The organism is Vibrio chagasii (genome assembly GCA_041879415.1).
GTDB lineage: Bacteria > Pseudomonadota > Gammaproteobacteria > Enterobacterales > Vibrionaceae > Vibrio.
In genome coordinates, this window is sequence record CP090853.1 from 144,389 (window position 1) to 170,752 (window position 26,364).

Consider the following 26,364-nt stretch of genomic DNA (forward strand, 5'->3'; position numbering starts at 1 on the left):
CAGGATGACAATGAACGAGAAATACGCCGCTCTCAAGAGTAACGTAAGCATGCTAGGACGCTTGCTAGGTAACACAATCCAAGATGCACACGGTGACGTTATCTTAGAGAAAGTGGAAACTATCCGTAAACTTTCCAAATCCGCCCGCGCAGGCAACCAAGCTGACCGTGACAGCTTAGTTGAAGAAATCAAAAACCTGCCAAACGAACAACTGACCCCTGTTGCTCGTGCATTTAACCAATTTCTCAACCTCACTAACATGGCAGAGCAATACCACACTATCTCTCGCCACTGTGAAGAGCATGTTTGTGAACCAGACGTGCTGCAATCTCTATTTTCCAAATTAAGCCAAAACGACATCAGCAAGCTAGATGCGGCTCAAGCCGTTCGCGACCTGAACATTGAACTCGTTCTAACGGCACACCCAACAGAAATCACTCGTCGCACCATGATCAACAAGTTGGTAAAAATCAACGAGTGTCTGTCTAAATTAGAATTAAGCGACCTATCACAAAAAGAGCGTGCGAAGACCGAACGTCGCCTAGAGCAGTTGATCGCTCAAGGTTGGCACTCAGATGTGATTCGTCAGCAACGCCCTACGCCACTTGATGAAGCGAAATGGGGCTTTGCAGTAGTAGAAAACTCACTATGGGAAGCCGTTCCTGACTTCCTACGCGAAATGGATGGCCGACTAAAAGGCTACCTTGGCGAAGGGCTGCCAATTGATGCTCGCCCTGTACACTTCTCATCTTGGATGGGCGGTGACCGCGACGGTAACCCATTCGTAACGCACACCATCACCAAAGAAGTACTGCGCCTATCTCGCTGGAAAGCTGCAGACCTTTACTTGGGTGACATCAACGAGCTGATTACCGAACTATCGATGACTAAATGCAATGATACCGTTCGTGAACTAGCTGGTGATGAGCACGAAGCTTACCGTGCCATTCTGAAGAACCTACGTACTCTGCTGAACAACACACTAGAAGTACTCGATGCAAAATTGCATGACACTGAAGTTCCGAAGAAAGAAACACTACAGAACATCGACCAACTTTGGACTCCGCTTTACGCGTGTTACCAATCGCTGCACGAGTGTGGCATGGGCGTAATCGCAGACGGTTCTCTGCTTGATACCTTGCGCCGCCTAAAAGCATTCGGTGTACATCTAGTTCGTCTCGATGTTCGTCAAGAAAGTACCCGTCACTCAGATGTACTGTCTGAACTGACTCGCTACCTAGGCATTGGCGATTACGACCAGTGGAGCGAGCAAGACAAGATTGCTTTCTTAACCAATGAATTAAGCTCTAAGCGCCCGCTACTTCCTCGCGATTGGGAACCATCTGAACAGGTTAAAGAGGTTTTAGACACCTGTAAGGTCATTGCAGCTCAACCTCGTGAAGCCTTCGGTGCTTACGTAATCTCAATGGCTCGTACTGCATCAGACGTGCTGGCCGTTCATCTACTGCTACAAGAGTCTGGTTGTCCTTATCGTATGGACGTGTGTCCACTGTTTGAAACACTGGACGACTTGAACAACTCAGAAGCGGTGATGAAGCAGCTGATGAGCATCGACCTGTACCGTGGTTTCATCCAAAACCACCAAATGGTGATGATCGGCTACTCAGACTCAGCAAAAGATGCGGGCGTAATGTCTGCTGGTTGGGCGCAGTATGATGCGATGGACAAGCTAGTTAAGGTTTGTGAAGAAGAAGGCATTGAGCTGACACTATTCCACGGTCGTGGCGGTACGGTTGGTCGTGGTGGTGCGCCAGCACACGCTGCACTGCTTTCTCAACCACCTAAGAGCTTAAAAGGCGGCTTACGTGTAACTGAGCAAGGTGAAATGATCCGCTTTAAGCTTGGCTTACCAGATGTTGCTGTAAACAGCTTCAACCTTTATGCAAGTGCGATCCTAGAAGCGAACCTTCTGCCGCCACCTGAGCCGAAACAAGAGTGGCGCGACCTAATGGAAGTGCTATCTCAAGTCTCTTGTGAGGCTTACCGCAACGTGGTTCGTGGTGAAGAGAAGTTTGTTCCTTACTTCCGTCAAGCAACACCAGAGCTAGAGCTAGGTAAACTGCCTCTAGGTTCTCGCCCTGCTAAACGTAACCCGAACGGCGGCGTAGAAAGCCTACGTGCAATTCCATGGATCTTCTCTTGGAGCCAAAACCGCTTGGTACTTCCTGCATGGTTAGGCGCTGGTGAAGCGATTCAATACTCAGTAGACCAAGGCCACCAAGCCCTACTGGAAGAAATGTGTCGTGAATGGCCATTCTTCTCTACTCGCCTGGGTATGTTGGAAATGGTGTACTCGAAGTGCAACATGGAGATCGCTAAGTACTACGACCAACGTCTTGTTGACGAAGAGCTATTGCCTCTGGGTGAGTTACTGCGTGAACAGCTGCAAAAAGACATCAAAACCGTGCTAAATGTAGAGAACAACGAGAACCTGATGCAGAGCGACCCTTGGGGGCTTGAATCAATTCGCCTACGTAACATCTACGTAGAGCCATTGAACATGCTTCAAGCTGAGCTGTTGTACCGTACTCGTAAGAGCGAAACACCACCAGCAGAGCTAGAAGAAGCACTAATGGTGACCATTGCAGGCATTGCTGCAGGCATGCGAAATACTGGTTAATTAGTGATTCATACCGCAAAATAGACAAAAGGTCGCCTAGTGCGACCTTTTTATTTCAAGAAAATGAACATAATGAGTTTTTTGTCAGTTTTTTGGGTTATTTTATCCATGTATTCTACTTTATGCTTATTATTTAGATATACTACTGCTCCACTGCGGAAACACTCAATAATCATAATCTGCAGTACTTTGACCAATAAACTGGTCGACCTAGGTGATAAACGGCTTTGTAAGGTGACATAACCAACCCATGAGTTGGTACAACTTAAACATAACCAATATAACGTGCCACTAGAAGCACACTTGATGTTTAAGTATTTGTTTACTGTTTACCATTTGGATTTCAGACATGTCATTACCACACGTAATTTTAACCGTTCTAAGTACACGCGACGCTACTGGTTACGATATCACAAAAGAATTCTCTGCAAGCATCGGTTACTTCTGGAAAGCTAGCCATCAACAAGTTTACCGCGAGCTAAATAAAATGGCTCAGAACGAACAGGTAACTTGCGTGCTTGAACCTCAAGAAGGCAAACCTGATCGTAAAGTTTACTCTATCACCGATGCTGGCCGTAGTGCTCTGGGTGAATGGTTTGAACAGCCGACTGCACACCCAACTGTTCGTGATGAGTTCTCAGCTAAGCTAATGGCTTGTGCTGTACAACCTTCTGACGCGTACCGTGTACAACTTTCTGAGCTTGTAGAAGAGTCTCGCAAACTGGTTTCTCACTATAAAGAAATCGAAGCAGCTTACTACGCAACGCCATCAACTCTAGACAAGCAAGCTCGCCTTGAGCGCCTAACACTTCGTCGTAACCTACTTATCCGTGAAGCATGGATTGTATGGGCTGAAGAAGTACTGCTTGAACTTGGTGCTATCGCTTAAGCAGAAACTAGAAACTAGAAACTAGAAACTAGAAACTAGAAAAGTAAAAGGCTTGAACTCTTAGAGTCCAAGCCTTTTTTGTATCTATAGGATTTGAATTTACAGCGCTCTTTCTACTAGGGCTCAGGCTTTACTTAAAGCGCAGCAACCTGTGGACGTACACCTAACGTATGGCACAGTGCATAAGTCATTTCAGCACGGTTTAGCGTGTAGAAGTGGAAGTCTTTTACCCCTTCACGGCTCAGAGTACGAACCATATCGATCGCTTGGCTAGCACCAACTAATTGGCGAGTCGTTGGGTCATCATCCAAGCCTTCAAATTGCTTCGCCATCCAGCCCGGTACTTTTACGTTGTTCATAGCTGCAAAGCGAGATGCTTGCTTAAAGTTAGAAACCGGTAAGATGCCCGGTACAATTTCAACATCAACGCCAGCCGCTACACAACGATCACGGAAACGCAGGTAGCTTTCTACATCAAAGAAAAACTGGGTGATAGCTCGGTTAGCACCCGCATCTACTTTACGTTTTAGGTTGATAAGATCAGATTGAGCGCTTTTTGCTTCAGGGTGAACTTCAGGGAATGCCGCGACTGAAATATCAAAGTCGTGGCGAGATTTCAGTAGCTCAACTAAGTCAGAAGCGTACATTTCTGGTGCACCACCGCCAGGGGGAATATCACCACGCAGCGCAACGATGCTCTCAATACCATTTGCCCAGTAGTCGTCAGCAATTTGGATTAGCTCTTCACGGCTCGCATCAATACACGTTAGGTGCGGAGCAGCTACTAGACCTGTTTGGTTTTTGATCTCTTTAATGATTGAGTGGGTACGGTCACGCTCACCCGAGTTTGCACCGTAGGTCACTGATACAAATTTTGGTTGAAGCGTTTTAAGACGGTGAACAGAATTCCACAGAGTCTCTTCCATCTTTTCACTGCTTGGTGGAAAAAACTCAAATGACACATTGATGTTGTCAGAAAGCTCAGCGATATTCTGATTTAAAGCGTCGATATGACTAGCGTGTGTGTATCCCATCTTACTCTCCCTGTGGCAAAAGCAACCACTAAAATCTCAAATCCTCAAACGACGTTTAGACGTCTATATGTCCACAGAATGTATTGAATACGATTTAATGTCAACAGATCCATTATGAATTTTTCTCAAGTAGATCGTGAGTAAAACTCAAGTCGTTAGATGGGTCGCAAAGCAGAAATAAGGAAGAAAAAAGGCTGAGAAACACATCGTGCTTTCAGCCTTATCTATCTTAGTGAATAGTATGCTATTTAAGTGTCATAGCAAATGATCTGAGTATTAGAACAAGCTCGACATTCGGTTCAAATCAGACTGAATTGCACCAGCCGTTACTTCACGTCCAGCACCTGGGCCACGAATAACCAATGGGTTATCTTTGTACCATTTACTCTCAATCGCAAAGATATTGTCGCAAGGCAGCAAGTTCGCCAAAGCGTGCTCTTTCGATAACGCTTCAACACCTACTGTTGCTTTGCCATTCTTCTCTAAACGCGCGACGTAACGTAGCACCTTTTGCTGAGAATGCGCTTTCTCCAAACGCTCCGCTAGCTCTTCACTCAGAACAGAAGCTTTGTCAAAGAAGTCATCCACCGATAGGTCTTGTAACTCTTCAGGAACCAGTGATTCTACTTTTACGTTTTCAGGTTCAATATCTAAGCCCGATTCACGCGCCAGAATCACCAGCTTACGCATTACGTCTGAACCATCAAGGTCAGCACGAGGGTCTGGTTCCGTCAGGCCTTGTTGCCATGCTAAGTCAACCAACTCGCTGAATGGCACTGTGCCATCAAACTGTTGGAACAACCAAGACAGTGTGCCCGAAAAAATACCAGACAACGCAATGATGTCATCGCCACTTTCACGCAGGTCACGTACCGTGTGGTTAATCGGTAAGCCCGCACCGACAGTCGCGTTATACAACCAATGACGGCTGATCTTAGCAAATGCATCTTGTACCTGATGGTAATACTCGCTTGATGCCGAACCTGCAACCTTGTTCGCCGAGATCAGATGAATCCCTTGCTGAGCAATCTGCAGATACTTTTCTGCAAGTGCTTGGCTGGCAGTCACATCGAGTACAACTGCTTCGTCGTATCCCTGAATAGACCCCAAACGCTCTAGCCAGTCGTTACCATTGTTAGCAATCGCTTCATCATCAAAGCGCTCACCGACAGAGGTTGCATCAATACCTTGGTCGTCGAACCAATAAGTTTGGCTATCAACCACAGCAACTAACTCGAAGTTCATTCCGCGGCGCTTTTCAAGTTCAGCCTTTTGCTCAGCAAACAGACTCAGCCAGCTTGAACCAATATTACCCTTACCACACAAGGCAATCGCAACACGCTTCTGAGCTTGGAATAGTTGAGAGTGAATGCCTTTCACTAGGCTTGATGTTTCACTCTTACGAATCACCGCCACTAAGCTCAGGCCAGAGTTCGCTTCTGAGATAAACTCAACCGATGAACTCTTTAATTGCTGGTAAAAACCGTAACAGTGGTTCGGGTTCTTCGTCACACCTGCACCAACGGCAGCAATTAGAGAGAACCCCTCTTTCAGCTTAATCTCAGCGTCAATTGCGTGATCTTGTAGATATTCCAGAGCACCACCGGCAATTTCTTCTGTGTAAGCAAGACGCAAACAGTGCTGATCCGGTTCTAGTTCGTAAGCCAACGGCTCTAGTTGAGCACGCTTAAGCCCTTCAAGCACTTCACTTTCTAGACGGTCAAAATCGTGTCCATGTCCAAAGGTCAGCTGCACGATAAGCACTTCATCCAGAGAAGTAATGATTTTTGCACCGCGACCTGATGCCAGAACACGCTCAATTTGAGTTGAACCTGACTCAGGCTGGTAGCTGCAACGTAAGCTAAGGTCCATCGCACTTTGCGCGACAGGTTGTAATGTACGGCTATGAAGCACAGGAGCCGCTAGACGAGCGAGTTCACTTGCTTCATCAAGGCGAAGCAGAGGCAGTAAACACGCATCCGACACCAAGCGAGGGTCGGCACTGTACACACCAGCTACATCACTCCAAATCGTTACGCGATCCACCTCAGCCAAAGCGCCAATCACAGTTGCTGAATAGTCTGAGCCATTGCGACCGAGCAATACCGTTTCACCATCGCTGTTTTGTGCCATAAAACCGGTAATCACCACACGACAATGAGCATGCTGCGCCAACGCTTCTTTAATAAGAGGGTAAGAACGTGCACGATCCACCTCTGGTTGTGCACCCACTTCAGCACGCAAGAAAGCACGAGCATCTTGCGCGACAGCTTGTAAATCATGTTGGCACAACAAAGCAGCTAACAAACGTGAAGACCAAACCTCACCGTGACCTAGGACTTGTGCTTTTTGTGCTTCGCTTAGAGGGGCTGTTAGCTCACCCAAAGCGGTAAATTCTTGTTGGATAGTCGCCGTAAGCTGCTCTGCAGGTTCACCTTCAAGCAGTGCTTCAATCAGTTCAAGCTGAAACTGACGAAGGGTTTGTAGGCACTCATGAGCAATACGCCCATCTTTATCAAGCGCTTCTACAAACTCAATCAAACGGTTAGTGGTTTTGCCTGCTGCCGAAACAACCACTAAGTCGGTTGGTGATGAATACTCTCTAAGAATGTTTACCACACGTAGGTAACACTCAGGGTCAGCTAAACTGCTACCACCAAATTTATGTAGCTGGCGAAAGGTTGCCATTATTAACCCTCCCCTTCAGCGATAAAGTGTTGTGTCTTTTCAAACGCCTGCTTAAGGTCATCAATCAGGTCTTCTGCATCTTCAAGGCCAACAGAAAGACGTAGCAATTGTTGAGAAACGCCCGCTTCTGCCAGTGCTTCTTCACCCATCGCACGGTGAGTCATCGACGCAGGGTGGCAAATCAGGCTCTCTACACCACCAAGCGATTCCGCTAAAGAGAACAGCTCTAATTCGCCAACAAAATATTTGAGCGCCTCGAATGAACCTGCAAACTCAAAGCTCAACATTGAACCAAAGCCTGACTGCTGCTTCTTCGCGATCTCGTGACCTGGATGTTCAGGAAGGCTTGGGTGGTAAATCGCACCGACAAGATCTTGCTGTTGCAACGCAGTCAGAATTTCACGCGAACTTTCTTCGTGAACACGCATACGCGCACCTAGCGTACGGATACCACGAAGCGTCATGTAGCTATCAAATGGAGTACCGGTCGCACCAATGCAGTTGCCCCACCATGCTAGCTCTTCAGCATGCTCTTCTGTCTTAGTGATCACCACACCACCAATAACGTCCGAGTGACCGTTGATGTATTTGGTCGTTGAGTGGATAACAAAGTCAGCACCAAGCTCTAAAGGCTTTTGAAACACAGGCGTCAAAAACGTGTTGTCGACAGCCACCAGCGCACCTACTTCTTTCGCTTTTCGGCAGGTTTCTGCAATATCGACTACACGAACCAACGGGTTTGATGGTGTCTCTAATAAGATCAACTTTGGCTTAAGTGCGATCGCCGCATCTAATGCCTTTTGATCCGATTGATCAACAAACAGAACTTTGAAGTCACCTTTAAGAGAGCGAGTGTTAAACAGGCGGTAAGTACCGCCGTAGCAGTCGTGTGGTGCAACGATCAGATCATCGCTACCTAAGAAAGCCGAAACCCATAAGTTCAGTGCCGAAGTACCACAGTTCGTGACTACCGCGCCTTTGCCCGATTCGAGCTCAAACAGTGCTGTTTCTAACAAACCACGGTTTGGGTTACCAGAGCGGGTGTAATCATACTTTGGCACTTCACCAAAAGCGGGAAACCCATAGTTAGTCGAAAGATAAATTGGTGGGACAACGGCATGGTGTTGCGTGTCTGACTCGATACCAGTACGTACTGCGATTGTTGCTGGCTTCCGGCTGCTCATAGGTGCTTCCTTACAAGTTTGCGTCTGAGAGTCACAGCTGCTTGTCGGCATTTTGCGGCTGTGTTAGATATATGTTATTCACTTTACTTTCATAAACGTGAGACGTCAACACTTCTAGACGTCTATATGTCTTTGCTTATGGCGGTAAATCCCGCTAAAATCACCACTATTAATTTAATCTAACAACTAAAGTGATGAAGGTACGCAATGGCCGACTGGAATGGTGAATACATAAGCCCATATGCTGAGCATGGAAAGAAAAGCGAACAAGTAAAGAAGATTACAGTTTCTATCCCTTTAAAAGTGCTAAAGGTTCTTACTGACGAGCGTACTCGCCGCCAGATCAACAACCTTCGCCATGCAACAAACAGTGAGCTACTGTGCGAAGCCTTTCTACATGCGTACACAGGCCAACCACTGCCAACGGATGAAGACCTTCGTAAAGACCGCCCAGATGATATTCCTGCAGAAGTGAAAAAGCTGATGACAGAGATGGGTATCGAGTTCGAAGCGTTTGACGAAGAATAACAATAACTCAGTCACTGCCTTCAATATTGATTCGCTTTAGCTGAATGTTCACATTACTGATTCGTATTTTCAGTGTTCTGTGAATAAGAGACATAAAAAAACCGACTCCAGATGAGTCGGTTTTTTATTATTTTGTTTAGCTTCTATGCCATGTAGTTAGCAGGCATCTCAATACGTGCAACGCCAGATTCAACGGCCGCTTCTGCTACTGCTTTCGCTACGCGAGGAAGTAGACGTGGGTCCATAGGCTTAGGAATGATGTAACCCTTACCGAACTCAAGTGACGTCTCACCCGCTGCTTTTAGTACTTCCGCTGGTACTTCTTCTTTCGCTAGGTCACGAATCGCTTTTACTGCCGCTAGCTTCATTTCGTCATTGATTTCGCTTGCACGTACATCAAGTGCACCACGGAAAATGAATGGGAAACAAAGTACGTTGTTTACTTGGTTAGGGTAATCACTGCGGCCCGTACCCATAATAAGGTCAGAACGAACTTCGTGTGCAAGCTCAGGTTTGATCTCTGGATCTGGGTTTGAACATGCAAACACAACTGGCTTATCAGCCATCAAGGTTAGTGCTTCTGCTGGAAGCAAATTAGGACCTGATACACCCAAGAATAGGTCAGCACCTTCGATTACATCTTCAAGCGTGCGCTTATCTGTGTTATTTGCGAACAGCTCTTTGTATTCGTTTAGGTCATCACGACGAGTGTGGATCACGCCTTTGCGGTCAAGCATGTAGATCTTCTCACGCTGAGCGCCACACTTAATCAGCAGTTCCATACATGCAACCGCTGCTGCGCCAGCACCTAAACAAACGATCTTACATTCTTCTAGCTTCTTACCTTGAAGCTCAATCGCATTCAGCATACCTGCAGCTGTTACGATCGCAGTACCGTGTTGGTCATCGTGGAATACTGGTACATCACAACGCTCAATCAGGCGACGTTCAATCTCAAAACAGTCTGGTGCTTTGATGTCTTCTAGGTTAATACCACCGAATGTATCTGCGATGTTCGCAACCGTATCGACAAACTCATCGATTGTGCGGTGTTTTACTTCAATATCGATAGAATCTAAACCAGCGAAACGCTTAAACAGTAGCGCTTTACCTTCCATTACTGGTTTAGAAGCAATTGGACCAAGGTTACCTAGGCCAAGAATCGCTGTACCGTTAGAGATAACTGCAACCATGTTGCCTTTACCTGTGTACTTGTAAACGTTATCTACGTTCTGTGCGATCTCACGAACTGGCTCAGCCACGCCTGGGCTGTAAGCAAGTGCTAGGTCTTCTGCAGAGTTTGCAGGCTTCGTCAGCTCAATGGCAATTTTGCCTGGAACTGGGAACTCATGATAATCAAGAGCTTGCTGACGGAATTGTTCTTGAGGTGATAATTCTTGAGAGGATTGGTCTTGGCGGCTGTCTTCAGACATAGGTGTAGGTTCCTAGGATATTATTATTAGGGGGATCTTGTTCATGTTAATGGATGTACTTCAAAGTTCCTAGGTGGTAAAGGCCTCTGTCTCATTAAAAAACGAGATTTCACTACTAATAAGACCAGTGAGCAGTTGAAATTACTATCGCTTGTTGAACTTTCGAGCGGATTTGCAGTGATGAGTAATAAGCTAAGAATTACCCTTCAATATTGAGGTAAGCCGCTTAGTGCAGGAGAGAATGAAAGCTTGAGGGGAAAGTTTGTATTTTCTCGAATTTCAGGCAACAAAAAAGGACACCGAAGTGTCCTTTTTATGTCTAAATAGCGAGAATTACTTCTTGCTAGAAAGAGCACCGAAACGCTTGTTGAAGCGATCAACACGGCCGCCTGTATCTACGATACGTTGCTTACCAGTGTAGAACGGGTGACATTTGTCACATACGTCTAGGTGGATTGATTCTTTTGCTAGCGTTGAGTTGAACTCAAATGTGTTGCCGCAAGAACAAGTAGCAGTAACTGCTTTGTATTCTGGGTGGATACCAACTTTCATGGGAAAACCTCAATTAGGCCGTGTCGCCATCCGATTCTAAGCCGGACACCACACGTTGTTAAAAAATAAAATAAAGACACCGCTTATCACTAAAACGCGATGAAGCCATACCTTTAAGGCGCAGTATAGTAATGAATCTGTGAGGTAGGATCAACTGATTTGATACATTTTTCGCCAATATTGATATTATTTTCTTCATCTATTGAAATTCTTTGGCGGCAGCGACTTTCAGGCACTCACTTCCCCTTGTCAGCCAAACTGTTTCTCGAATTTAACCGCCTTATCCTTTAGACTGTTCGCTCTCGTCAACTCAGATAAAGCCGTCCCTTTATGCGTCCAATGATTGCCCGTGTGGCGCTGCCTGTCCCACTCGACAAGCAGTTCGATTACAAGATTCCAAGCCACCTATTTCCGATTATTGGTGGTCGAGTCTCTGTGCCTTTTGGACGACAAACCTTAACTGGGATTGTCACGGCTCTGGTTAACGAATCAGAATTCGAACTAGACAAGCTCAAACCGATAAAAGCGTTACTAGATAACCAGCCTGTTTGGCCGGATTCTGTCTACTCACTATTAACCTGGTGCAGTCAGTTCTATCAGTACCCACTTGGCGAAACCTTTGCCAATGCCCTGCCCAGCGCTTTACGTAAAGGCAAAGCGGCAGACTTCGCAACTTTGGTTGAGTGGCAGCTAACGCCGTCAGGTAGAGATCAGTTGATGCAAGGCTTTGGTCGCGCGGTCAAGCAAGCCAAAGTCATGCACATGTTGGAGCACGGTGCCGTTCCTCATCAAGAGTTCATCGACCAAGAGGTAGGAAGTACTGTTCTCAAAACACTGGAAGAGAAAGGTTGGATTGAATCGGTTGAGAAAAAGCCGAAACGCCAACCGTGGCCAGCCGACCTCGAAGACGACCAAGACAAACCTAAGCTCAACGAAGAGCAAGCCATCGCAATTGCAACGGTAAATAGTCAAAACAGCTTTGGTTGCTTCCTTTTAGAAGGTGTCACGGGATCAGGCAAGACGGAAGTCTACCTGAATATGATTAAGCCGATTCTCGACCAAGGTAAACAAGCTTTAGTGCTAGTGCCAGAGATTGGCCTAACACCACAAACCATCAACCGCTTTAAGCGACGCTTTAATGTGCCTGTTGAGGTTATCCACTCAGGTCTAAACGATTCAGAGCGCCTAAATGCGTGGTTATCAGCTCGCGATAAAATTGCCGGCATTGTGATTGGTACTCGTTCAGCTCTGTTCACTCCGTTTGCCGATTTGGGCATTATTATTGTCGATGAAGAACACGACGCCTCATATAAGCAGCAAGATAGCCTACGCTACCATGCTCGTGATGTGGCGATCATGCGTGCGCACAAAGCGCAGATTCCAGTGGTATTAGGCTCTGCAACCCCTGCTTTCGAAACACTGCACAACGCGCAAATCGGTAAGTACAGCCACCTGACTCTGACCTCACGTGCCGGTGTCGCACTACCCACCACCAATAAAGTGTTGGACGTAAAAGGTGAATATCTGGAAAGTGGCTTGTCTGCGTCACTCATTGCCGAGATGCAACGACACTTAAAATCAGGTAACCAGGTAATGCTGTTCCTCAACCGCCGAGGATTTTCTCCGGCATTGATGTGTCACGATTGTGGTTGGACAGCAGAGTGTAAGCGCTGCGATGCCTACTACACCTATCACCAATACAGCAACGAGATGCGCTGCCACCATTGTGGCTCACAACAACATATTGTGCATAACTGCCAAGGCTGTGGATCAGCAAACTTGGTAACGGTCGGTGTAGGTACCGAACAATTGGAAGCGCAGCTTGGTCAGTTATTCCCCGAATACAAAACCATTCGTATTGACCGCGACAGCACTCGCCGTAAAGGCAGCCTAGAAAGCGCACTCGAATCGATTCGCAAAGGTGAATACCAGATTCTTATCGGCACCCAGATGTTAGCTAAAGGCCACCACTTCCCTGACGTGACACTCGTGGCGTTATTGGATGTCGATGGTTCTTTATACAGCAGTGACTTTCGAGCCTCTGAGCGCCTTGCTCAGCTATTTATTCAAGTGGCAGGGCGTGCAGGGCGTGCGAGTAAGCCTGGTGAGGTGATCTTACAAACCCATCACCCAGAGCACGGATTACTGCAAGCACTGCTGCACAAAGACTACAACCACTTTGCTCAAACGGCCTTAGCAGAGCGTAAACAAGCGATGTTGCCGCCTTATACCTTTATGACGCTGTTCCGAGCAGAAGCGAACGACACTCGCTTGGTGGAAGAGTTCTTACGTCAGGTTCGTCATACACTGGAGTCACACCCACTGTTTGACCAGTATTGCATGGTGTTAGGGCCAACCCCTGCGCCACTGGCGAAGCGAGCGGGTAAATCTCGCTGGCAATTGATTTTACAAACACAGACTCGCTCACTTATGCAGAAGCTATTAATGAGTGCGAAGCCGGCAATTAATATGTTACCTGCCGCGAAAAAAGTTCGTTGGTCGCTCGATATAGAGCCGCAAGACTTGAGCTAAACCCCTTCGGGTTAAAACTAATGATAAATTTGTTCACAAATATTTCATATTTCTCGTGAGCAAGTTCACACGAGTCATGTGATTTTTGTTAATCTAGCCGTAACTTTACGCAGATGAAACGAATAAAATATTGCAATAAAAAAAGTGTTAGCAACACTTTCATAATATCTATTCGATTACATTTATTATTCACGCCTTAGATACTTAGGCAGCAAAGGAACTTAAAAGAGGGTTTAATTTATGGCGACAATGAAGGATGTTGCCCAGCTAGCAGGCGTCTCAACGGCTACCGTATCACGAGCTTTGATGAATCCTGAGAAAGTCTCAGTTTCGACTCGCAAACGAGTGGAAACAGCCGTACTTGAAGCTGGATACTCACCCAATACATTAGCTAGAAATTTACGTCGCAACGAATCAAAAACCATCATTACTATCGTTCCTGATATCTGTGACCCGTATTTCGCAGAAATCATTCGTGGTATCGAAGATGCTGCTGTCGAAAATGATTACCTCGTCCTACTGGGTGATAGTGGCCAACAGAAAAAACGCGAATCTTCGTTTGTTAATCTCGTTTTCACCAAACAAGCAGACGGCATGCTACTACTAGGCACCGACCACCCGTTCGATGTCAGTAAGTCTGAACAAAAGAACCTACCTCCTATGGTAATGGCGTGTGAGTTCGCACCAGAGCTTGAACTTCCTACGGTACACATCGATAACCTGACTTCTGCATTCGAAGCCGTGAACTACCTTGCTCAATTGGGTCATAAGCGTATCGCTCAAATCTCTGGCCCAATGTCAGCAACCCTATGTAAGTTCCGTCAGCAAGGTTACCAACAAGCGCTGCGTCGTGCTGGCGTGTCAATGAACCCAGCCTACAGCACCATCGGTGACTTTACCTTCGAAGCGGGTGCTCAAGCAGTTCGTCAACTGTTAGCGCTACCAGAGCAACCAACCGCTATTTTCTGTCACAACGATGCGATGGCAATTGGTGCGATTCAAGAAGCTAAGAAACTCGGTTTACGAGTGCCTCAAGATTTGTCTGTTGTTGGCTTTGATGATATTCAATTCGCTCAGTACTGCGATCCACCGCTAACCACCATTTCTCAACCTCGTTATGAGATTGGACGCCAAGCGATGTTGATGATGCTAGACCTACTAAAAGGCAACGATGTGCAAGCAGGTTCGCGTCTGCTAGAAGCCAGCCTAGTGGTTCGAGGCAGTACGGCACCACCTCGAATGTAAATCTTAGAAATACCCATATAAATCTGCGGCACATTTTGATGTGCCGCTTCCATTTCTACACTATTATCCTCGCGCAATCTGGATTACCATGAGAGCAGAATTACCAACTACTGAATTGTCTTGTGGCTAATAGAGATTATGTGAAGCGTGGTCGTGGCACGAAAAAACCGACCAAAAAACAAGCCCCTCGCCGTAAACCATGGCGTAGTGGTCTTTTGGCGATCCTCCTTGTTGGCGGGTTTGGTTACGGACTTTACCTATTGAGTAATGACCCAGAGCCACCAGCACCGGCTCCAGTAGTGAGCAAACCAAAGCCTAAGCCAAAACCAGCTAAAGTAATTCCGCCACCTCCAGAAGAGAAGTGGGACTACGTTGAAACGCTGCCAAGTCGCGAAATTGAAGTGAAAGCCAAAGAGCAAGAGGTCTCGAAGATCCCTTACATCATGCAATGTGGCGCCTACAAAACTTCAGCTCAGGCAGAAGCACGTAAGTTAGATATCGCCTTCCAGGGTATCTCGAGTGAAATCCGTAAGAAAGATGGCAGCAGCTGGTATCGCGTGGTACTAGGACCATACAAACTTAAGCGTGATGCAGAGCGAGACCGCCACAAGCTGCAGCGTGCTAAAATAGAGCCTTGCGCTATCTGGAAAGACACCGAGTAATTCCAGTAAAACAGTCGCAAAAAAGACAAACAACGAAAGCCTCCCATTGTGGAGGCTTTCTTTTATTCAACGCTTTTTCTATCTTCTCTTAAACTTACACCGATAAGTTGCGCGACATCACTTGTGATTCCTTGAATTATCCGAGCACCATCCTCATATACTTTTTATACCCAAAGATAAGAACATTAAGAGGCCCTACTCGTGACTACCATTGTATCTGTACGTCGTAATAATAAAGTCGTCATCGCGGGTGATGGACAAGTATCTCTAGGCAACACTGTAATGAAGGGCAATGCTCGTAAAGTGCGTCGCCTATACAATGATAAAGTACTGGCTGGTTTTGCTGGCGGTACCGCTGATGCTTTCACGCTATTCGAAAAATTTGAAAGCAAGCTGCAAATGCACCAAGGCCACCTGACCAAAGCTGCCGTTGAGCTAGCGAAGGATTGGCGTAGTGACCGTGCTCTACGTAAATTAGAAGCACTACTAGCGGTAGCTGACGAAACCGCTTCACTGATCATCACAGGTAACGGTGACGTAGTTCAACCTGAGAACGACCTGATTGCGATCGGTTCAGGCGGTAACTTCGCTCAAGCAGCGGCTACGGCACTATTAGAAAATACTGATTTAGATGCACGTGAAATCGCAGAAAAGTCGCTGAATATTGCTGGCGATATCTGTGTGTTCACCAACCATCACCACACTGTTGAAGAACTAGAAAGCACTGTTGAGCTACCAAAGCCAGAATAACAAACGCTTCTACCCAAAACTTGTATCAACAGTGATTAAAGAATTAAGGAAAAACCATGTCTGAGATGACTCCTCGCGAAATTGTTCACGAACTCAATCGCCACATTATCGGCCAAGACAACGCTAAGCGTTCAGTGGCTATCGCACTACGTAACCGCTGGCGTCGTATGCAGCTTGAAGAGAGCTTGCGTGTTGAAGTATCACCAAAGAACATCCTGATGATCGGCCCAACTGGTGTTGGTAAAACCGAGATTGCTCGCCGCCTAGCGAAGCTAGCAAACGCACCGTTCATCAAAGTAGAAGCAACCAAGTTCACTGAAGTTGGCTACGTTGGTAAAGAAGTTGAGACCATCATCCGCGACCTAACGGATGTTGCGATCAAGATGACGCACCAACAAGCGATGGAAAAAGTAAAATACCGCGCTGAAGAACAAGCTGAAGAGCGCATCCTTGACGCCCTTCTACCACCAGCACGCGATGCTTGGGGTCAGAACGAGCAATCAAGCGAAAATTCTACTTCTTCAAACACTCGCCAAATTTTCCGCAAGAAGCTGCGTGAAGGTAAGCTAGACGACAAAGAGATCGAAGTCGATGTAGCAGCACCACAAATGGGCGTTGAAATCATGTCACCTCCAGGTATGGAAGAGATGACGAACCAGCTACAGGGCATGTTCCAAAACCTAGCTGGCGACACCAAGAAAAAGCGTAAGATGAAAATCAAAGACGCATTCAAAGCCCTAACGGAAGAAGAAGCCGCTAAGCTTGTGAACCAGGAAGAGCTGAAAGAGAACGCGATCTTCAACGCTGAAAACAACGGTATCGTATTCATCGATGAAATCGACAAAATCTGTAAGCGTGGCGACAGCTCAGGCCCAGACGTATCTCGTGAAGGTGTTCAACGTGACCTACTGCCTCTTATCGAGGGCAGCACAGTATCGACTAAGCACGGCATGGTGAAAACTGACCACATCCTATTCATCACATCAGGTGCATTCCAAGTGGCTAAGCCATCAGACCTGATCCCTGAACTGCAAGGTCGTCTACCAATTCGTGTTGAACTTGAAGCACTTTCAGCGAATGACTTCAAACGCATTCTAACTGAGCCAAAAGCGTCTCTTACAGAGCAATACATTGCCCTAATGAAGACGGAAGATGTGAACATTGAGTTTACTGAAGACGGCATCAACCAGATCGCTGATGCAGCATGGCGCGTAAACGAAACCACTGAGAACATCGGTGCACGTCGTCTACACACTGTGATGGAGCGTTTGATGGATGAGATTTCATTCGATGCAACAGACAAAGCTGGTAGCACGCTAGTGATCGATGAAGCTTACGTGAACTCGAAGCTTGGTGAATTCGTTGAAGACGAAGACCTAAGCCGCTTCATCCTGTAGCACACGAAACTCCAACTTATTGCTCTATCTCAAAGAAATAGCAGCTAATAAGCGAATTCAAGGCCCACTTTCGAGTGGGCTTTTTATTACCTGAAAAATGGGCGTATACTCAAATCACCGCATGAAACCAATACTTACAATATAGGCGCCCTGCTAATCAAGGTGTCCTTACAACGAAATAGACTTACGATGAAACAATCTCTTATGATTTGGCTTGATGCCGCACGACCAAAAACTCTGCCTCTCGCACTCGTCTCTATTCTTACAGGAAGTAGTTTAGCGTTCGCCAACGGTCAGTTCTCTTTATCGATCGCTCTGCTGGCCTTTTTAACCGCCACCCTATTACAGATTTTGTCGAACCTGGCGAATGACTACGGTGATGCAGTAAAAGGTACAGACAACGAAAACCGCTTAGGTCCAATGCGCGCCATGCAATCCGGTGCGGTGACGGCTCAAACCATGAAGCAAGCAATCATCCTCAACATCGTGTTTACCATGATTGCTGGACTGATTTTGATTTTCCATGCCTTAACCTCAATTGAAAGTATTCTGTCTTTCATCGCATTAGGTGTATTAGCTATTGTTGCCGCGATCGCTTACACCGTGGGTAATAAGCCTTATGGTTATATCGGCCTTGGCGACTTATCGGTATTTATCTTCTTTGGCTTATTAGGCGTTTCAGGTACTTACTTCCTACATACAGGTCATGTTGAACCAAGCCTGTTCCTTCCTGCATTGGGTTGTGGATTGATGGCGGTTGCAGTACTCAATATCAACAATATGCGTGATATCGAAAACGACAGTGAATGTGGTAAACGCACCATGGCGGTTCGCTTGGGGCAACGTAAAGCTAAGCAATACCATTTTGCTCTGCTTGGTTGTGCACTTGTCTCTTTCGCGATTTACCTACTGATTCAAGAAAAACCCGTTTGGATCAGCCTGCCGTTTTTACTCAGTATTCTTATTGTCTACAAACATGGTAAAGCGGTTTGGGAAACAGAAAAACCCGCTCAAATTGCACCTATGATGCCTGTTATCGTGAAATGCTCGCTGGTCACTAACCTATTGTTTGCAGGGGTTGTCGTAGCTCAAACTCTATTGAGTTAATTGAGACTAATCATTGCAAAGGGATCAAGCACCGATATACTCAAAGTAAGCTCATTGTTCAAAAGGTATACTAATGGAATACAACACTTCAGCACTGTGCGACATATATTTGGATCAAGTTGATGTCGTGGAGCCAATGTTCAGCAACTTTGGTGGACGTGCCTCTTTTGCAGGACAGATCACGACATTAAAGTGCTTTGAAGACAACGCTTTGATTCGCTCGGTACTAGAGCAAGACGGTCTAGGGCGTGTGTTGTTAATCGATGGTGGCGGCTCACTGCGTAAAGCATTGATTGATGCCGAGATGGCCCTACTTGCCGAAGACAATGAATGGGAAGGTATTGTGGTGTATGGCTGCGTTCGCGAAGTCGATGAGCTGGAAGACATGAACCTAGGTATTCAAGCACTGGCTTCTATTCCTGTTGGAGCAAGCCAAGATGGTGTCGGTGAGCTAGATGTACCCGTTAACTTTGGCAGCGTAACCTTCTTACCGGAAGATTACCTCTACGCCGACAATACGGGCATTATTCTTTCAGCCGAACCTTTAGACGTTGAACTTGACCTTGATGTTGATGAAGAAGAAGTCGAGTAGTTCTAGCTCTTCATAAGTCACTCACAATAACCAAGAACACAAACAGAAACAGAAACGCCCGCTACTGAGTAGCGGGCGTTTTTTTAAATCTGAAGAGTAAATTACTCTACTTCATCCATTTTACCAAGAAGGTTACGGATGCGGTCTTGCCATGCAGAGTGCTCTTCTTGCATCTGTTGAGTTTTTTGCTCTAGCTCTTGACGGCTTGCTTTCAGTTCACCAGCTTCTGTTGCTAGTGCTTGTTTCTCTTCTTTAAGCTCTTCCACTTCCATTTGAAGAAGTGCAATCGTATCTACTGCTGTTTGAATTTTTGCTTCTAGTTGCTCTAGTACTTCAAAAGACATTCTGGCCTACCTTTAAGTTATCCATTTGATGGTGAAGGTTCACTCCACTTATTTCCCCATTCTACTCAGCAGAGCAAGGATAAACACTCAATATATTCGATATTTTGCGCCATTCGATGAAAAAAACAGCGCTTTTTACCGAATATTGACGTTAATTCTTACAGCCACACTCGCAAACTAATTATTTTGATGAATATTAGTGGTTTTTCACTGCTCATTGATCAAAAGCAATCTGCAAAAAGCAAAAAGGCAAACGTTTCCTTTTGGATATGGTAAAATCCGCCGCGAAATTTCTATTCCCCCTTTGAAAATTTTGGAGTCCGCATGAAACGCGATTTAGCAATGTCATTCTCTCGTGTCACAGAAGGTGCAGCACTGGCTGGTTACAAGTGGCTTGGCCGTGGCGATAAAAACGCTGCAGATGGCGCTGCTGTAGAAGTCATGCGTAGTCTACTAAACAAAACCGAAATCAGCGGTGAAATTGTTATTGGTGAAGGCGAAATCGATGATGCACCTATGCTATACATCGGTGAAAACGTAGGTGTGGGCGGCGACGCTGTCGACATCGCAGTTGACCCAATTGAAGGGACGCGCATGACAGCAATGGGCCAATCAAATGCATTGGCAGTATTGGCTGCAGGCGAAAAAGGTAGCTTCCTAAAAGCGCCTGATATGTACATGGAAAAATTAGTAGTTGGCCCTGGTGCTAAAGGCGCTATCGACTTAGCTCTACCGTTAAAAGAAAACCTAGTAAACATTGCTAAGGCTCTGGGTAAAACACTCGATACGCTAGTAGTAACCACACTGGCTAAGCCACGTCACGACCAAGTAATTGCAGAGATGCAAGCGATGGGCGTTCGTGTATTCGCAGTGCCAGATGGTGATGTAGCAGCATCTATCCTAACCTGTATGCCAGACAGCGAAGTTGACGTAATGTACTGCATCGGCGGCGCACCTGAAGGTGTAGTTTCTGCCGCAGTAATTCGCGCACTAGATGGTGACATGCATGGTCGTCTCCTACCTCGTCACGAAGTGAAAGGCGATACAGAAGAGAACCGTAAACACGGTGAGCTTGAGCTAGAGCGTTGTACTGAAATGGGCGTAACCGCTGGTATCGTGTTAAAGATGGAAGACATGGCTCGCAGCGACAACGTAGTATTCTCAGCAACGGGCATCACTAAGGGTGACCTGCTAGAAGGCATTTCTCGTCAAGGCAATATCGCGACCACCGAAACCCTGCTTATCCGTGGCCGCTGCCGTACGATTCGCCGCATCAAATCAATCCACTACCTAGAGCGTAAAGACCCAGAAGTGGTTGGTCATATCCTGTAATCCACCTCCGGTTTACAGCGAATAGACAATAGCCTTAGAGTGCAAGTGCCTCTTCGGCTTATACAAAAATCCCCATTAACTGAGTTAGTGGGGATTTTTTAACAAATAGCGATTAGATTTTTTGGATCATATCGACATCAATCTGAGTCGTCGTCCACTCAGAATCGACCTCACCACGGATTGTCACGGTATCTTGTGGCGAGACCTCTTGTCCCATCCAGTTTTCATGATCGATCTCCACTTCAATCTCACCACTCGCGTCTTTAAACAAGTAGAGCTCACCTCCTAGAGATTGCACAATATGGCCAGTTAGCACCACAAAACTATCATCTGCCGCGCTCTTAGCTTGTTCAACATTACTCACCGCCGGAGCGCTCGGGCCATTAAACGCAGCCATTGCCGAACTCGACATCAGAGCAAGTGTCATAGTGAAAAGTAGTTTGTTCATAATGATGATTCCCTAGCGTTAAAAGTAGTAAGTCGAACTAACATTCAGTGAAGCGGTATTAGCATAGCTATCCAGTTGGTATTTGGCGTTGGCACCCACAGTGAAACCAGCAGTGATTTCGTATTCCGCACCAATTGAAACCATAGCACCAAGCTCATCATTTTTTTCTGAACGATGGGAAAGTGTGTTATTCAGTTCGACATCATCGTTGACTACAAGCTCGAACTCTTCTGACTTACGTACCGAAGACTCATATTGCGTGTAAGTCACGCCCGCCTTAATTTTCGTTGTCCATTTGTCGTTAACGGCATAGCTAAACACCGGCGAAAGCGTGATTTGTTTGGCTTTGATTGAAGAGTCCCACTCCATTTCGTGCTGATACATCTGGCCTTCAATATCAACAATACCCATATTTTTTGAACGCTCATCATCAAGTTCAAATTGGCTGTAACCCAACTCAATCGCCCATGATTCATTGATAGAGTAACCAACGAAGCCACCTAAAATACCGTCTTCTAGTTCAGGGTTAAGGTTCACGCCATCAGCCTGAAAAGACGTTTCAAAATCGTGGTCTGTCGAACCAAATCCGTATTCCAAACCAACATAAGGCGCAGCAGCAACTGAAAATGAGTTTAGGGCAAGGGCTACTAGGATTGTTTTTTTCACAGTGTTTCTACCTCTTTATTTCGATAGAGGCATTATCAGAAAACGCTCGTGAAGTGATCGTGAAGAAAAAGAAAATTCTCAGATATTTATAAACATAGCGTAGAGAAAATGACAAAATAGTAAATGGTTTGCTTTATAAACACCTTGCCTCATAATAGTAAGGTTCATGAGGTAGGGATAGTATGAAAACAAGCGACAAAATCTTACAGACCATTAAGCGTCAAGGCGCAGTTACGGCCAAACAGCTATCTGAAGAGTTTGGTATGACGACAATGGGTGCAAGGCAACATCTGCAAAGCCTGGAAGATGATGGCATTCTCGCGTTTCATGACGTCAAAGTGAAAGTCGGTCGTCCGACCCGTCACTGGTCTCTTACTCAGCACGGCCATAGTCAGTTTTCAGACCGTCATGGTGAACTTACGATTCAAGTCATTGATGCGGTAGAAAATCTATTCGGAAAAGAAGGCCTAGCTAAAGTCGCTGCCGAGCGTGAACAACACACCTTAAAACAGTATCAATCTGCCCTGTCTGATTGTGAAAATCTAATCAGTAAGCTGGAAAAGCTCACCCAACTTCGTGAAGAAGAAGGCTACATGGCAGAACTGAAAGAACACGACGATCACTACATCTTGATTGAAAACCACTGCCCTATTTGTAAAGCTGCGACTCGTTGCCCAAGCTTGTGTCAATCTGAGCTCAACGTGTTCACCGAGCTACTAAAAGGTGAGTGCCATGTCAGCCGAACTGAGCATATTATTGCTGGCGAACGACGCTGTACCTACACCTTAGTGCCTGTCGCTACCGCTTAACGCTAAGTTATTGATCTTGTCTCAATATTGAGAAACCAAAAGATCGAACAAAATTTACACAAAAATCTTTCTTAAGCTTAAAGCATATGAAACATGCTTAATGCTAAGGAAGGAATGATGGCACATCCACAACCAGAGCAAAAACTGCCCCCTTTTGATGAACTGGTTCAACTTGCTCAAAACGATCCTAAAGCATTCAACCAATTCAAACACGAGATGTGTGAGCAGATGATCTGCTCCGCTTCTGAAAGTATGCAAGGCAGACTTCGCGCTCAGCAAAGCCATCTCGATTTAGTCGTCAGCCGTTGTAAAAACCCTCACCACGTCAATGTCGTGCTAATGCAAGAGCTGCGCTGTCAGGTTTGCAAGTTCCAAGACGCACTCCAAGGACGCTGTACCTTAGAAGAGCCTCAGCCTGAAAATGTGGTTCCATTCAGACCTAACACTGAACCAAAAATGTATTAGTTCTGATAGTTCCAGAACGCAAAAAGGGAGCCTGATGCTCCCTTTATATTAACTGCTGAAAACTCTTATACTGGATCTTCACCGTAATCGTTGCGGCCTTCTGTGCCTTTCAACAAACCACATTCAATCAAAATCCATAAGCCACACACTAATGCTGCTACCGTTGCCACCATGTGCATTGGTGATACCGAATCCGCCGTTGTTGCTGCAGCAGGTGAAACCAAGCGCCCTAGTACCAACGGAACATTCAATAGTAGCCAGTAGTTAGACTTGTTACGGTCATGCCAACGCTTGGCCGTTACCGCCAAGTCTGGAATCACCAGGAGCAATAAGAAGATTGGTAGTAGGATATAAGAGTACGCTGGAAACAGTACCGAAATACCAGAGGCAAAACCGGTGATCGCGACATAGTAGAAAATGTTCCACATCCAGTAAGTCTTACGACCAATTCTCCCTTTGAAAGAGAGCAGTAAATCTTTCATCGACATCTAAAAATACTCAAAAAATTAATACGCTACCAAAAAGTTAGCAGCTAATAGCCCGTTTATCACTTTCTTAAGCGAATCAGTTAATCACTTTCTGAAAACAGCTTTTATCCATATCGCGAATATTAACCGTTAGGCTTCGAACATGGCTCGCCTGTTCTTGTAAGATTTGCATTAACGAGCGTGACAATTCCCGCTTCTGTTCTTCGGTACGCCCGGAAAGTAACTCAAAGCTGATATGAATAAAGTCCACACTGTCTTCTTCATCACCGACTAGCCAGTTATGACAACGCAGAGAACGTGATTTCACAGACGGAACATCAAACAAGCCACAGTTTAATGTAACTTGATGAAGATCTTCTAGTAAACCTTGGATATTCACTCGCTCATCCACTGAATTTGAGTACTCTAGAACTAGATTCGGCATTATTACTTCCTATTGTTAACGCAAACGTTTGTCCCTTAATACCAACTAACGATGAAAAAACCGAGAAGTTAGCTATTATTCTGTCTGTCGGATCACTGATATAAGGTCAGTATCTACTCTGACCAATCGATAAGATCCCATAAAGACATGACCACAATCATGATCTAACGCGTTTTATCTGTTATATTCTTACGAAGATTTTTTACATTAATTGATTAAATACGGAGATATTCCTATGCGTCGTCCTGTAGTGATGGGTAACTGGAAACTTAACGGTAGCAAAGCAATGGTAACTGAGCTGCTAACTGGTCTTAACGCTGAACTTGAAGGCGTTGAAGGTGTAGACGTAGCAGTAGCTCCACCAGCACTTTACATCGATCTAGCTGAGCGTCTAATCGCTGAAGGCGGTAACAAAATCATCCTAGGTGCTCAAAACACTGACCTAAACAACAGCGGTGCTTTCACTGGCGACATGTCTCCAGAAATGCTGAAAGACTTCGGTGCGACTCACATCATCATCGGTCACTCTGAGCGTCGTGAGTACCACAACGAATCAGACGAGTTCATCGCTAAGAAATTCAAATTCCTACAAGAGAACGGCCTGAAGCCAGTTTTCTGTATCGGTGAATCTGACGAGCAAAACGAAGCTGGCGAAACTGAAGCAGTATGTGCACGTCAAATCAACGCAGTTATCGACGCTTACGGTGTTGAAGCTCTAAACGGCGCAATCATCGCTTACGAACCAATCTGGGCTATCGGTACTGGTAAAGCAGCAACAGCTGAAGATGCACAACGCATCCACGCTTCTATCCGTGCAATGATCGCTGAAAAAGACGCAGCAGTAGCTGAGCAAGTAATCATCCAATACGGTGGTTCTGTTAAGCCTGAAAACGCTGAAGCTTACTTCGCACAACCAGACATCGATGGTGCTCTAGTTGGCGGCGCAGCTCTTAACGCAGCTGGTTTCGCAGCTATCGCTAAAGCAGCAGCTAAAGCAAAAGCTTAATTTAGACATCACTGTTTAAATTGAATGAAAGGTCAACTTAGGTTGGCCTTTTTTGTTGCTTGCCACTTATGAATCTAAGCAAGCAGGCACAAAAAAACCGCTGATAAATCAGCGGTTTTTAAATTCTATAAGCTTACGCTCGGCGTGGCTTAGAACAACTCTTCAGCTACGCGGAATAGCTCAGAACGGTCTGGGTTCTGCATGTTCTCGATACAGTCGATGATGTCGTGGTGAACAAGCTCTTCTTTCTCGATACCAACACAACGACCACCGTGACCTTCTTGAAGAAGGTGAACAGCGTAGTTACCCATGCGAGAAGCAAGTACACGGTCAAACGCAGTAGGACGACCACCACGTTGGATGTGACCAAGAACCGTTGCACGAGTTTCACGACCCGTTGCTGCTTCGATCTCTTTAGCCAGCTCGTTCGCATCCATCATTAGCTCAGTTAGAGCGATGATTGCGTGCTTCTTACCTTTAGCAATGCCATCTTGGATGTTGCCGATTAGCTGCTCTTTATCTAGACCAGTTTCAGGGGTGATGATGTACTCACAACCACCTGCGATTGCTGACATAAGCGTAAGGTCACCACAATGACGGCCCATGATTTCAACAATAGAAATACGTTGGTGAGAAGAAGACGTGTCACGTAGACGGTCGATAGAATCAATAACAGTGTTAAGCGCTGTTAGGTAACCGATTGTGTAGTCAGTACCAGCGATGTCGTTATCGATTGTGCCTGGAAGACCGATACATGGGTAACCCATTTCAGTCAGTTTCTTAGCACCCATGTAAGAACCGTCACCACCGATAACAACAAGTGCTTCGATACCGTGCTCTTTTAGGTTCTCGATACCTTTCTCACGAACAGCAACGTCTTTGAACTCAGGGAAACGTGCAGAGCCTAAGAAAGTACCACCACGGTTGATCACATCAGACACGCTTGAACGGTCAAGCTTTACGATACGGTTCTCAACAAGGCCTTGGTAGCCATCGTAAATACCGTAAACTTCAATGCCAAGTGATAACGCGGTACGAACTACGCCACGAACTGCTGCGTTCATGCCTGGAGCGTCACCACCACTGGTCAAAACACCGATCTTCTTAATCATGCTCACCCTCGATTTTTGGGAATCTATTATTCAATT

General features: G+C 45.9%; 25 protein-coding genes. 14 read left to right on the forward strand and 11 right to left on the reverse strand.

Annotated features, from left to right (window positions below):
* Positions 1–4 precede the first annotated feature (4 nt).
* Positions 5–2,641, forward strand: coding sequence for a phosphoenolpyruvate carboxylase (ppc, locus tag L0991_22870; protein XGB65623.1), 2,637 nt, complete (start codon positions 5–7; stop codon positions 2,639–2,641).
* 349 nt (positions 2,642–2,990) lie between these two features.
* Positions 2,991–3,530, forward strand: coding sequence for a PadR family transcriptional regulator (locus L0991_22875; GenBank protein XGB65624.1), 540 nt, complete (start codon positions 2,991–2,993; stop codon positions 3,528–3,530).
* A gap of 134 nt (positions 3,531–3,664) precedes the next feature.
* Here L0991_22875 and metF read toward each other — a convergent pair whose 3' ends face one another.
* The 3 genes from metF to L0991_22890 all read right to left on the reverse strand — a co-directional run bounded on the left by metF (position 3,665) and on the right by L0991_22890 (position 8,436).
* Positions 3,665–4,564, reverse strand: coding sequence for a methylenetetrahydrofolate reductase (gene metF / locus L0991_22880; protein ID XGB65625.1), 900 nt, complete (start codon positions 4,562–4,564; stop codon positions 3,665–3,667).
* Positions 4,565–4,840: 276 nt separating this feature from the next.
* Positions 4,841–7,252 carry a bifunctional aspartate kinase/homoserine dehydrogenase II gene (locus tag L0991_22885; GenBank protein ID XGB65626.1) on the reverse strand — a complete coding sequence of 804 codons (2,412 nt, stop codon included), beginning with the start codon at positions 7,250–7,252 and terminating at the stop codon, positions 4,841–4,843.
* 2 nt (positions 7,253–7,254) lie between these two features.
* Positions 7,255–8,436 carry an O-succinylhomoserine (thiol)-lyase gene (locus L0991_22890; GenBank protein XGB65627.1) on the reverse strand — a complete coding sequence of 394 codons (1,182 nt, stop codon included), beginning with the start codon at positions 8,434–8,436 and terminating at the stop codon, positions 7,255–7,257.
* Positions 8,437–8,643: 207 nt separating this feature from the next.
* Between L0991_22890 and metJ the strand changes: the two genes are divergently transcribed.
* Positions 8,644–8,964, forward strand: a complete 321-nt coding sequence (metJ, locus tag L0991_22895; GenBank protein ID XGB65628.1) for a met regulon transcriptional regulator MetJ — start codon at positions 8,644–8,646, stop codon at positions 8,962–8,964.
* A 143-nt stretch (positions 8,965–9,107) separates the two neighbouring features.
* Here the strand turns inward: metJ and L0991_22900 are convergent, their stop codons facing one another.
* Together L0991_22900 and rpmE are read right to left on the reverse strand one after the other, a co-directional pair.
* Complete coding sequence (locus L0991_22900; GenBank protein XGB65629.1) at positions 9,108–10,397, reverse strand: malate dehydrogenase; 1,290 nt, start codon at positions 10,395–10,397, stop codon at positions 9,108–9,110.
* A gap of 333 nt (positions 10,398–10,730) precedes the next feature.
* Entirely contained in the window at positions 10,731–10,949 is a 219-nt protein-coding gene (gene rpmE / locus L0991_22905; GenBank protein XGB65630.1) for a 50S ribosomal protein L31, read from the reverse strand.
* Positions 10,950–11,279: 330 nt separating this feature from the next.
* Here rpmE and priA point away from each other — a divergent pair, with 330 nt between their 5' ends.
* From priA to rraA, 7 genes are all read left to right on the forward strand, one after another.
* Positions 11,280–13,481 (forward strand): primosomal protein N', encoded by a 2,202-nt coding sequence (gene priA, locus L0991_22910; protein ID XGB65631.1) that lies wholly within the window; start codon positions 11,280–11,282, stop codon positions 13,479–13,481.
* A gap of 240 nt (positions 13,482–13,721) precedes the next feature.
* Positions 13,722–14,726 carry a DNA-binding transcriptional regulator CytR gene (cytR, locus tag L0991_22915; protein ID XGB65632.1) on the forward strand — a complete coding sequence of 335 codons (1,005 nt, stop codon included), beginning with the start codon at positions 13,722–13,724 and terminating at the stop codon, positions 14,724–14,726.
* Positions 14,727–14,848: 122 nt separating this feature from the next.
* Entirely contained in the window at positions 14,849–15,388 is a 540-nt protein-coding gene (gene ftsN / locus L0991_22920; GenBank protein XGB65633.1) for a cell division protein FtsN, read from the forward strand.
* Between the two features lie 201 nt (positions 15,389–15,589).
* Positions 15,590–16,138, forward strand: a complete 549-nt coding sequence (gene hslV, locus L0991_22925; protein XGB65634.1) for an ATP-dependent protease subunit HslV — start codon at positions 15,590–15,592, stop codon at positions 16,136–16,138.
* A gap of 56 nt (positions 16,139–16,194) precedes the next feature.
* A complete protein-coding gene (gene hslU, locus L0991_22930) occupies positions 16,195–17,535 on the forward strand; it encodes an HslU--HslV peptidase ATPase subunit (GenBank protein XGB65635.1) in 1,341 nt (446 codons plus the stop codon).
* A 189-nt stretch (positions 17,536–17,724) separates the two neighbouring features.
* Positions 17,725–18,642 carry a 1,4-dihydroxy-2-naphthoate polyprenyltransferase gene (locus L0991_22935; protein ID XGB65636.1) on the forward strand — a complete coding sequence of 306 codons (918 nt, stop codon included), beginning with the start codon at positions 17,725–17,727 and terminating at the stop codon, positions 18,640–18,642.
* A gap of 73 nt (positions 18,643–18,715) precedes the next feature.
* The gene (gene rraA, locus L0991_22940) at positions 18,716–19,234 is read left to right on the forward strand and encodes a ribonuclease E activity regulator RraA (GenBank protein XGB65637.1); all 519 of its coding nucleotides are present in this window, start codon (positions 18,716–18,718) and stop codon (positions 19,232–19,234) included.
* 101 nt (positions 19,235–19,335) lie between these two features.
* Here rraA and zapB read toward each other — a convergent pair whose 3' ends face one another.
* A complete protein-coding gene (gene zapB, locus L0991_22945) occupies positions 19,336–19,578 on the reverse strand; it encodes a cell division protein ZapB (protein XGB65638.1) in 243 nt (80 codons plus the stop codon).
* Between the two features lie 324 nt (positions 19,579–19,902).
* Between zapB and glpX the strand changes: the two genes are divergently transcribed.
* Positions 19,903–20,910, forward strand: a complete 1,008-nt coding sequence (gene glpX / locus L0991_22950) for a class II fructose-bisphosphatase (protein ID XGB65639.1) — start codon at positions 19,903–19,905, stop codon at positions 20,908–20,910.
* A gap of 112 nt (positions 20,911–21,022) precedes the next feature.
* On the opposite strand, the gene L0991_22955 is transcribed toward glpX, so the two are convergent.
* Positions 21,023–21,358, reverse strand: a complete 336-nt coding sequence (locus tag L0991_22955; protein ID XGB65640.1) for a NirD/YgiW/YdeI family stress tolerance protein — start codon at positions 21,356–21,358, stop codon at positions 21,023–21,025.
* Between the two features lie 18 nt (positions 21,359–21,376).
* A complete protein-coding gene (locus L0991_22960; GenBank protein ID XGB65641.1) occupies positions 21,377–22,024 on the reverse strand; it encodes an AcfA family outer membrane beta-barrel protein in 648 nt (215 codons plus the stop codon).
* A 182-nt stretch (positions 22,025–22,206) separates the two neighbouring features.
* Between L0991_22960 and L0991_22965 the strand changes: the two genes are divergently transcribed.
* Both L0991_22965 and L0991_22970 read left to right on the forward strand, forming a co-directional pair.
* Entirely contained in the window at positions 22,207–22,833 is a 627-nt protein-coding gene (locus L0991_22965; protein XGB65642.1) for a transcriptional regulator, read from the forward strand.
* Between the two features lie 117 nt (positions 22,834–22,950).
* Complete coding sequence (locus tag L0991_22970) at positions 22,951–23,298, forward strand: DUF3135 domain-containing protein (GenBank protein ID XGB65710.1); 348 nt, start codon at positions 22,951–22,953, stop codon at positions 23,296–23,298.
* Between the two features lie 65 nt (positions 23,299–23,363).
* Here the strand turns inward: L0991_22970 and L0991_22975 are convergent, their stop codons facing one another.
* Positions 23,364–23,786, reverse strand: a complete 423-nt coding sequence (locus L0991_22975; protein XGB65643.1) for a DUF805 domain-containing protein — start codon at positions 23,784–23,786, stop codon at positions 23,364–23,366.
* A 76-nt stretch (positions 23,787–23,862) separates the two neighbouring features.
* Complete coding sequence (locus tag L0991_22980; GenBank protein ID XGB65644.1) at positions 23,863–24,210, reverse strand: 5-carboxymethyl-2-hydroxymuconate isomerase; 348 nt, start codon at positions 24,208–24,210, stop codon at positions 23,863–23,865.
* A 235-nt stretch (positions 24,211–24,445) separates the two neighbouring features.
* Between L0991_22980 and tpiA the strand changes: the two genes are divergently transcribed.
* Positions 24,446–25,216: a triose-phosphate isomerase gene (gene tpiA, locus L0991_22985; GenBank protein ID XGB65645.1), complete on the forward strand. Its 771-nt coding sequence runs from the start codon at positions 24,446–24,448 to the stop codon at positions 25,214–25,216.
* Between the two features lie 149 nt (positions 25,217–25,365).
* On the opposite strand, the gene pfkA is transcribed toward tpiA, so the two are convergent.
* Entirely contained in the window at positions 25,366–26,328 is a 963-nt protein-coding gene (gene pfkA, locus L0991_22990) for a 6-phosphofructokinase (protein XGB65646.1), read from the reverse strand.
* Between the last annotated feature and the right edge of the window lie 36 nt (positions 26,329–26,364).

What these genes read in the sequence shown, in the direction of transcription:
- metJ (XGB65628.1), top strand. Translation starts at nt 8,644, where the DNA reads ATGGCCGACTGGAATGGTGAATACATAAGCCCATATGCTGAGCATGGA.
- L0991_22965 (XGB65642.1), top strand. Translation starts at nt 22,207, where the DNA reads ATGAAAACAAGCGACAAAATCTTACAGACCATTAAGCGTCAAGGCGCA.
- L0991_22970 (XGB65710.1), top strand. Translation starts at nt 22,951, where the DNA reads ATGGCACATCCACAACCAGAGCAAAAACTGCCCCCTTTTGATGAACTG.
- L0991_22975 (XGB65643.1), bottom strand. Translation starts at nt 23,786, where the DNA reads ATGTCGATGAAAGATTTACTGCTCTCTTTCAAAGGGAGAATTGGTCGT.
- L0991_22885 (XGB65626.1), bottom strand. Translation starts at nt 7,252, where the DNA reads ATGGCAACCTTTCGCCAGCTACATAAATTTGGTGGTAGCAGTTTAGCT.
- L0991_22980 (XGB65644.1), bottom strand. Translation starts at nt 24,210, where the DNA reads ATGCCGAATCTAGTTCTAGAGTACTCAAATTCAGTGGATGAGCGAGTG.
- priA (XGB65631.1), top strand. Translation starts at nt 11,280, where the DNA reads ATGCGTCCAATGATTGCCCGTGTGGCGCTGCCTGTCCCACTCGACAAG.
- rraA (XGB65637.1), top strand. Translation starts at nt 18,716, where the DNA reads ATGGAATACAACACTTCAGCACTGTGCGACATATATTTGGATCAAGTT.
- glpX (XGB65639.1), top strand. Translation starts at nt 19,903, where the DNA reads ATGAAACGCGATTTAGCAATGTCATTCTCTCGTGTCACAGAAGGTGCA.
- L0991_22935 (XGB65636.1), top strand. Translation starts at nt 17,725, where the DNA reads ATGAAACAATCTCTTATGATTTGGCTTGATGCCGCACGACCAAAAACT.
- hslU (XGB65635.1), top strand. Translation starts at nt 16,195, where the DNA reads ATGTCTGAGATGACTCCTCGCGAAATTGTTCACGAACTCAATCGCCAC.
- L0991_22875 (XGB65624.1), top strand. Translation starts at nt 2,991, where the DNA reads ATGTCATTACCACACGTAATTTTAACCGTTCTAAGTACACGCGACGCT.
- tpiA (XGB65645.1), top strand. Translation starts at nt 24,446, where the DNA reads ATGCGTCGTCCTGTAGTGATGGGTAACTGGAAACTTAACGGTAGCAAA.
- cytR (XGB65632.1), top strand. Translation starts at nt 13,722, where the DNA reads ATGGCGACAATGAAGGATGTTGCCCAGCTAGCAGGCGTCTCAACGGCT.
- rpmE (XGB65630.1), bottom strand. Translation starts at nt 10,949, where the DNA reads ATGAAAGTTGGTATCCACCCAGAATACAAAGCAGTTACTGCTACTTGT.
- ppc (XGB65623.1), top strand. Translation starts at nt 5, where the DNA reads ATGACAATGAACGAGAAATACGCCGCTCTCAAGAGTAACGTAAGCATG.
- metF (XGB65625.1), bottom strand. Translation starts at nt 4,564, where the DNA reads ATGGGATACACACACGCTAGTCATATCGACGCTTTAAATCAGAATATC.
- pfkA (XGB65646.1), bottom strand. Translation starts at nt 26,328, where the DNA reads ATGATTAAGAAGATCGGTGTTTTGACCAGTGGTGGTGACGCTCCAGGC.
- L0991_22955 (XGB65640.1), bottom strand. Translation starts at nt 21,358, where the DNA reads ATGAACAAACTACTTTTCACTATGACACTTGCTCTGATGTCGAGTTCG.
- L0991_22900 (XGB65629.1), bottom strand. Translation starts at nt 10,397, where the DNA reads ATGTCTGAAGACAGCCGCCAAGACCAATCCTCTCAAGAATTATCACCT.
- L0991_22890 (XGB65627.1), bottom strand. Translation starts at nt 8,436, where the DNA reads ATGAGCAGCCGGAAGCCAGCAACAATCGCAGTACGTACTGGTATCGAG.
- zapB (XGB65638.1), bottom strand. Translation starts at nt 19,578, where the DNA reads ATGTCTTTTGAAGTACTAGAGCAACTAGAAGCAAAAATTCAAACAGCA.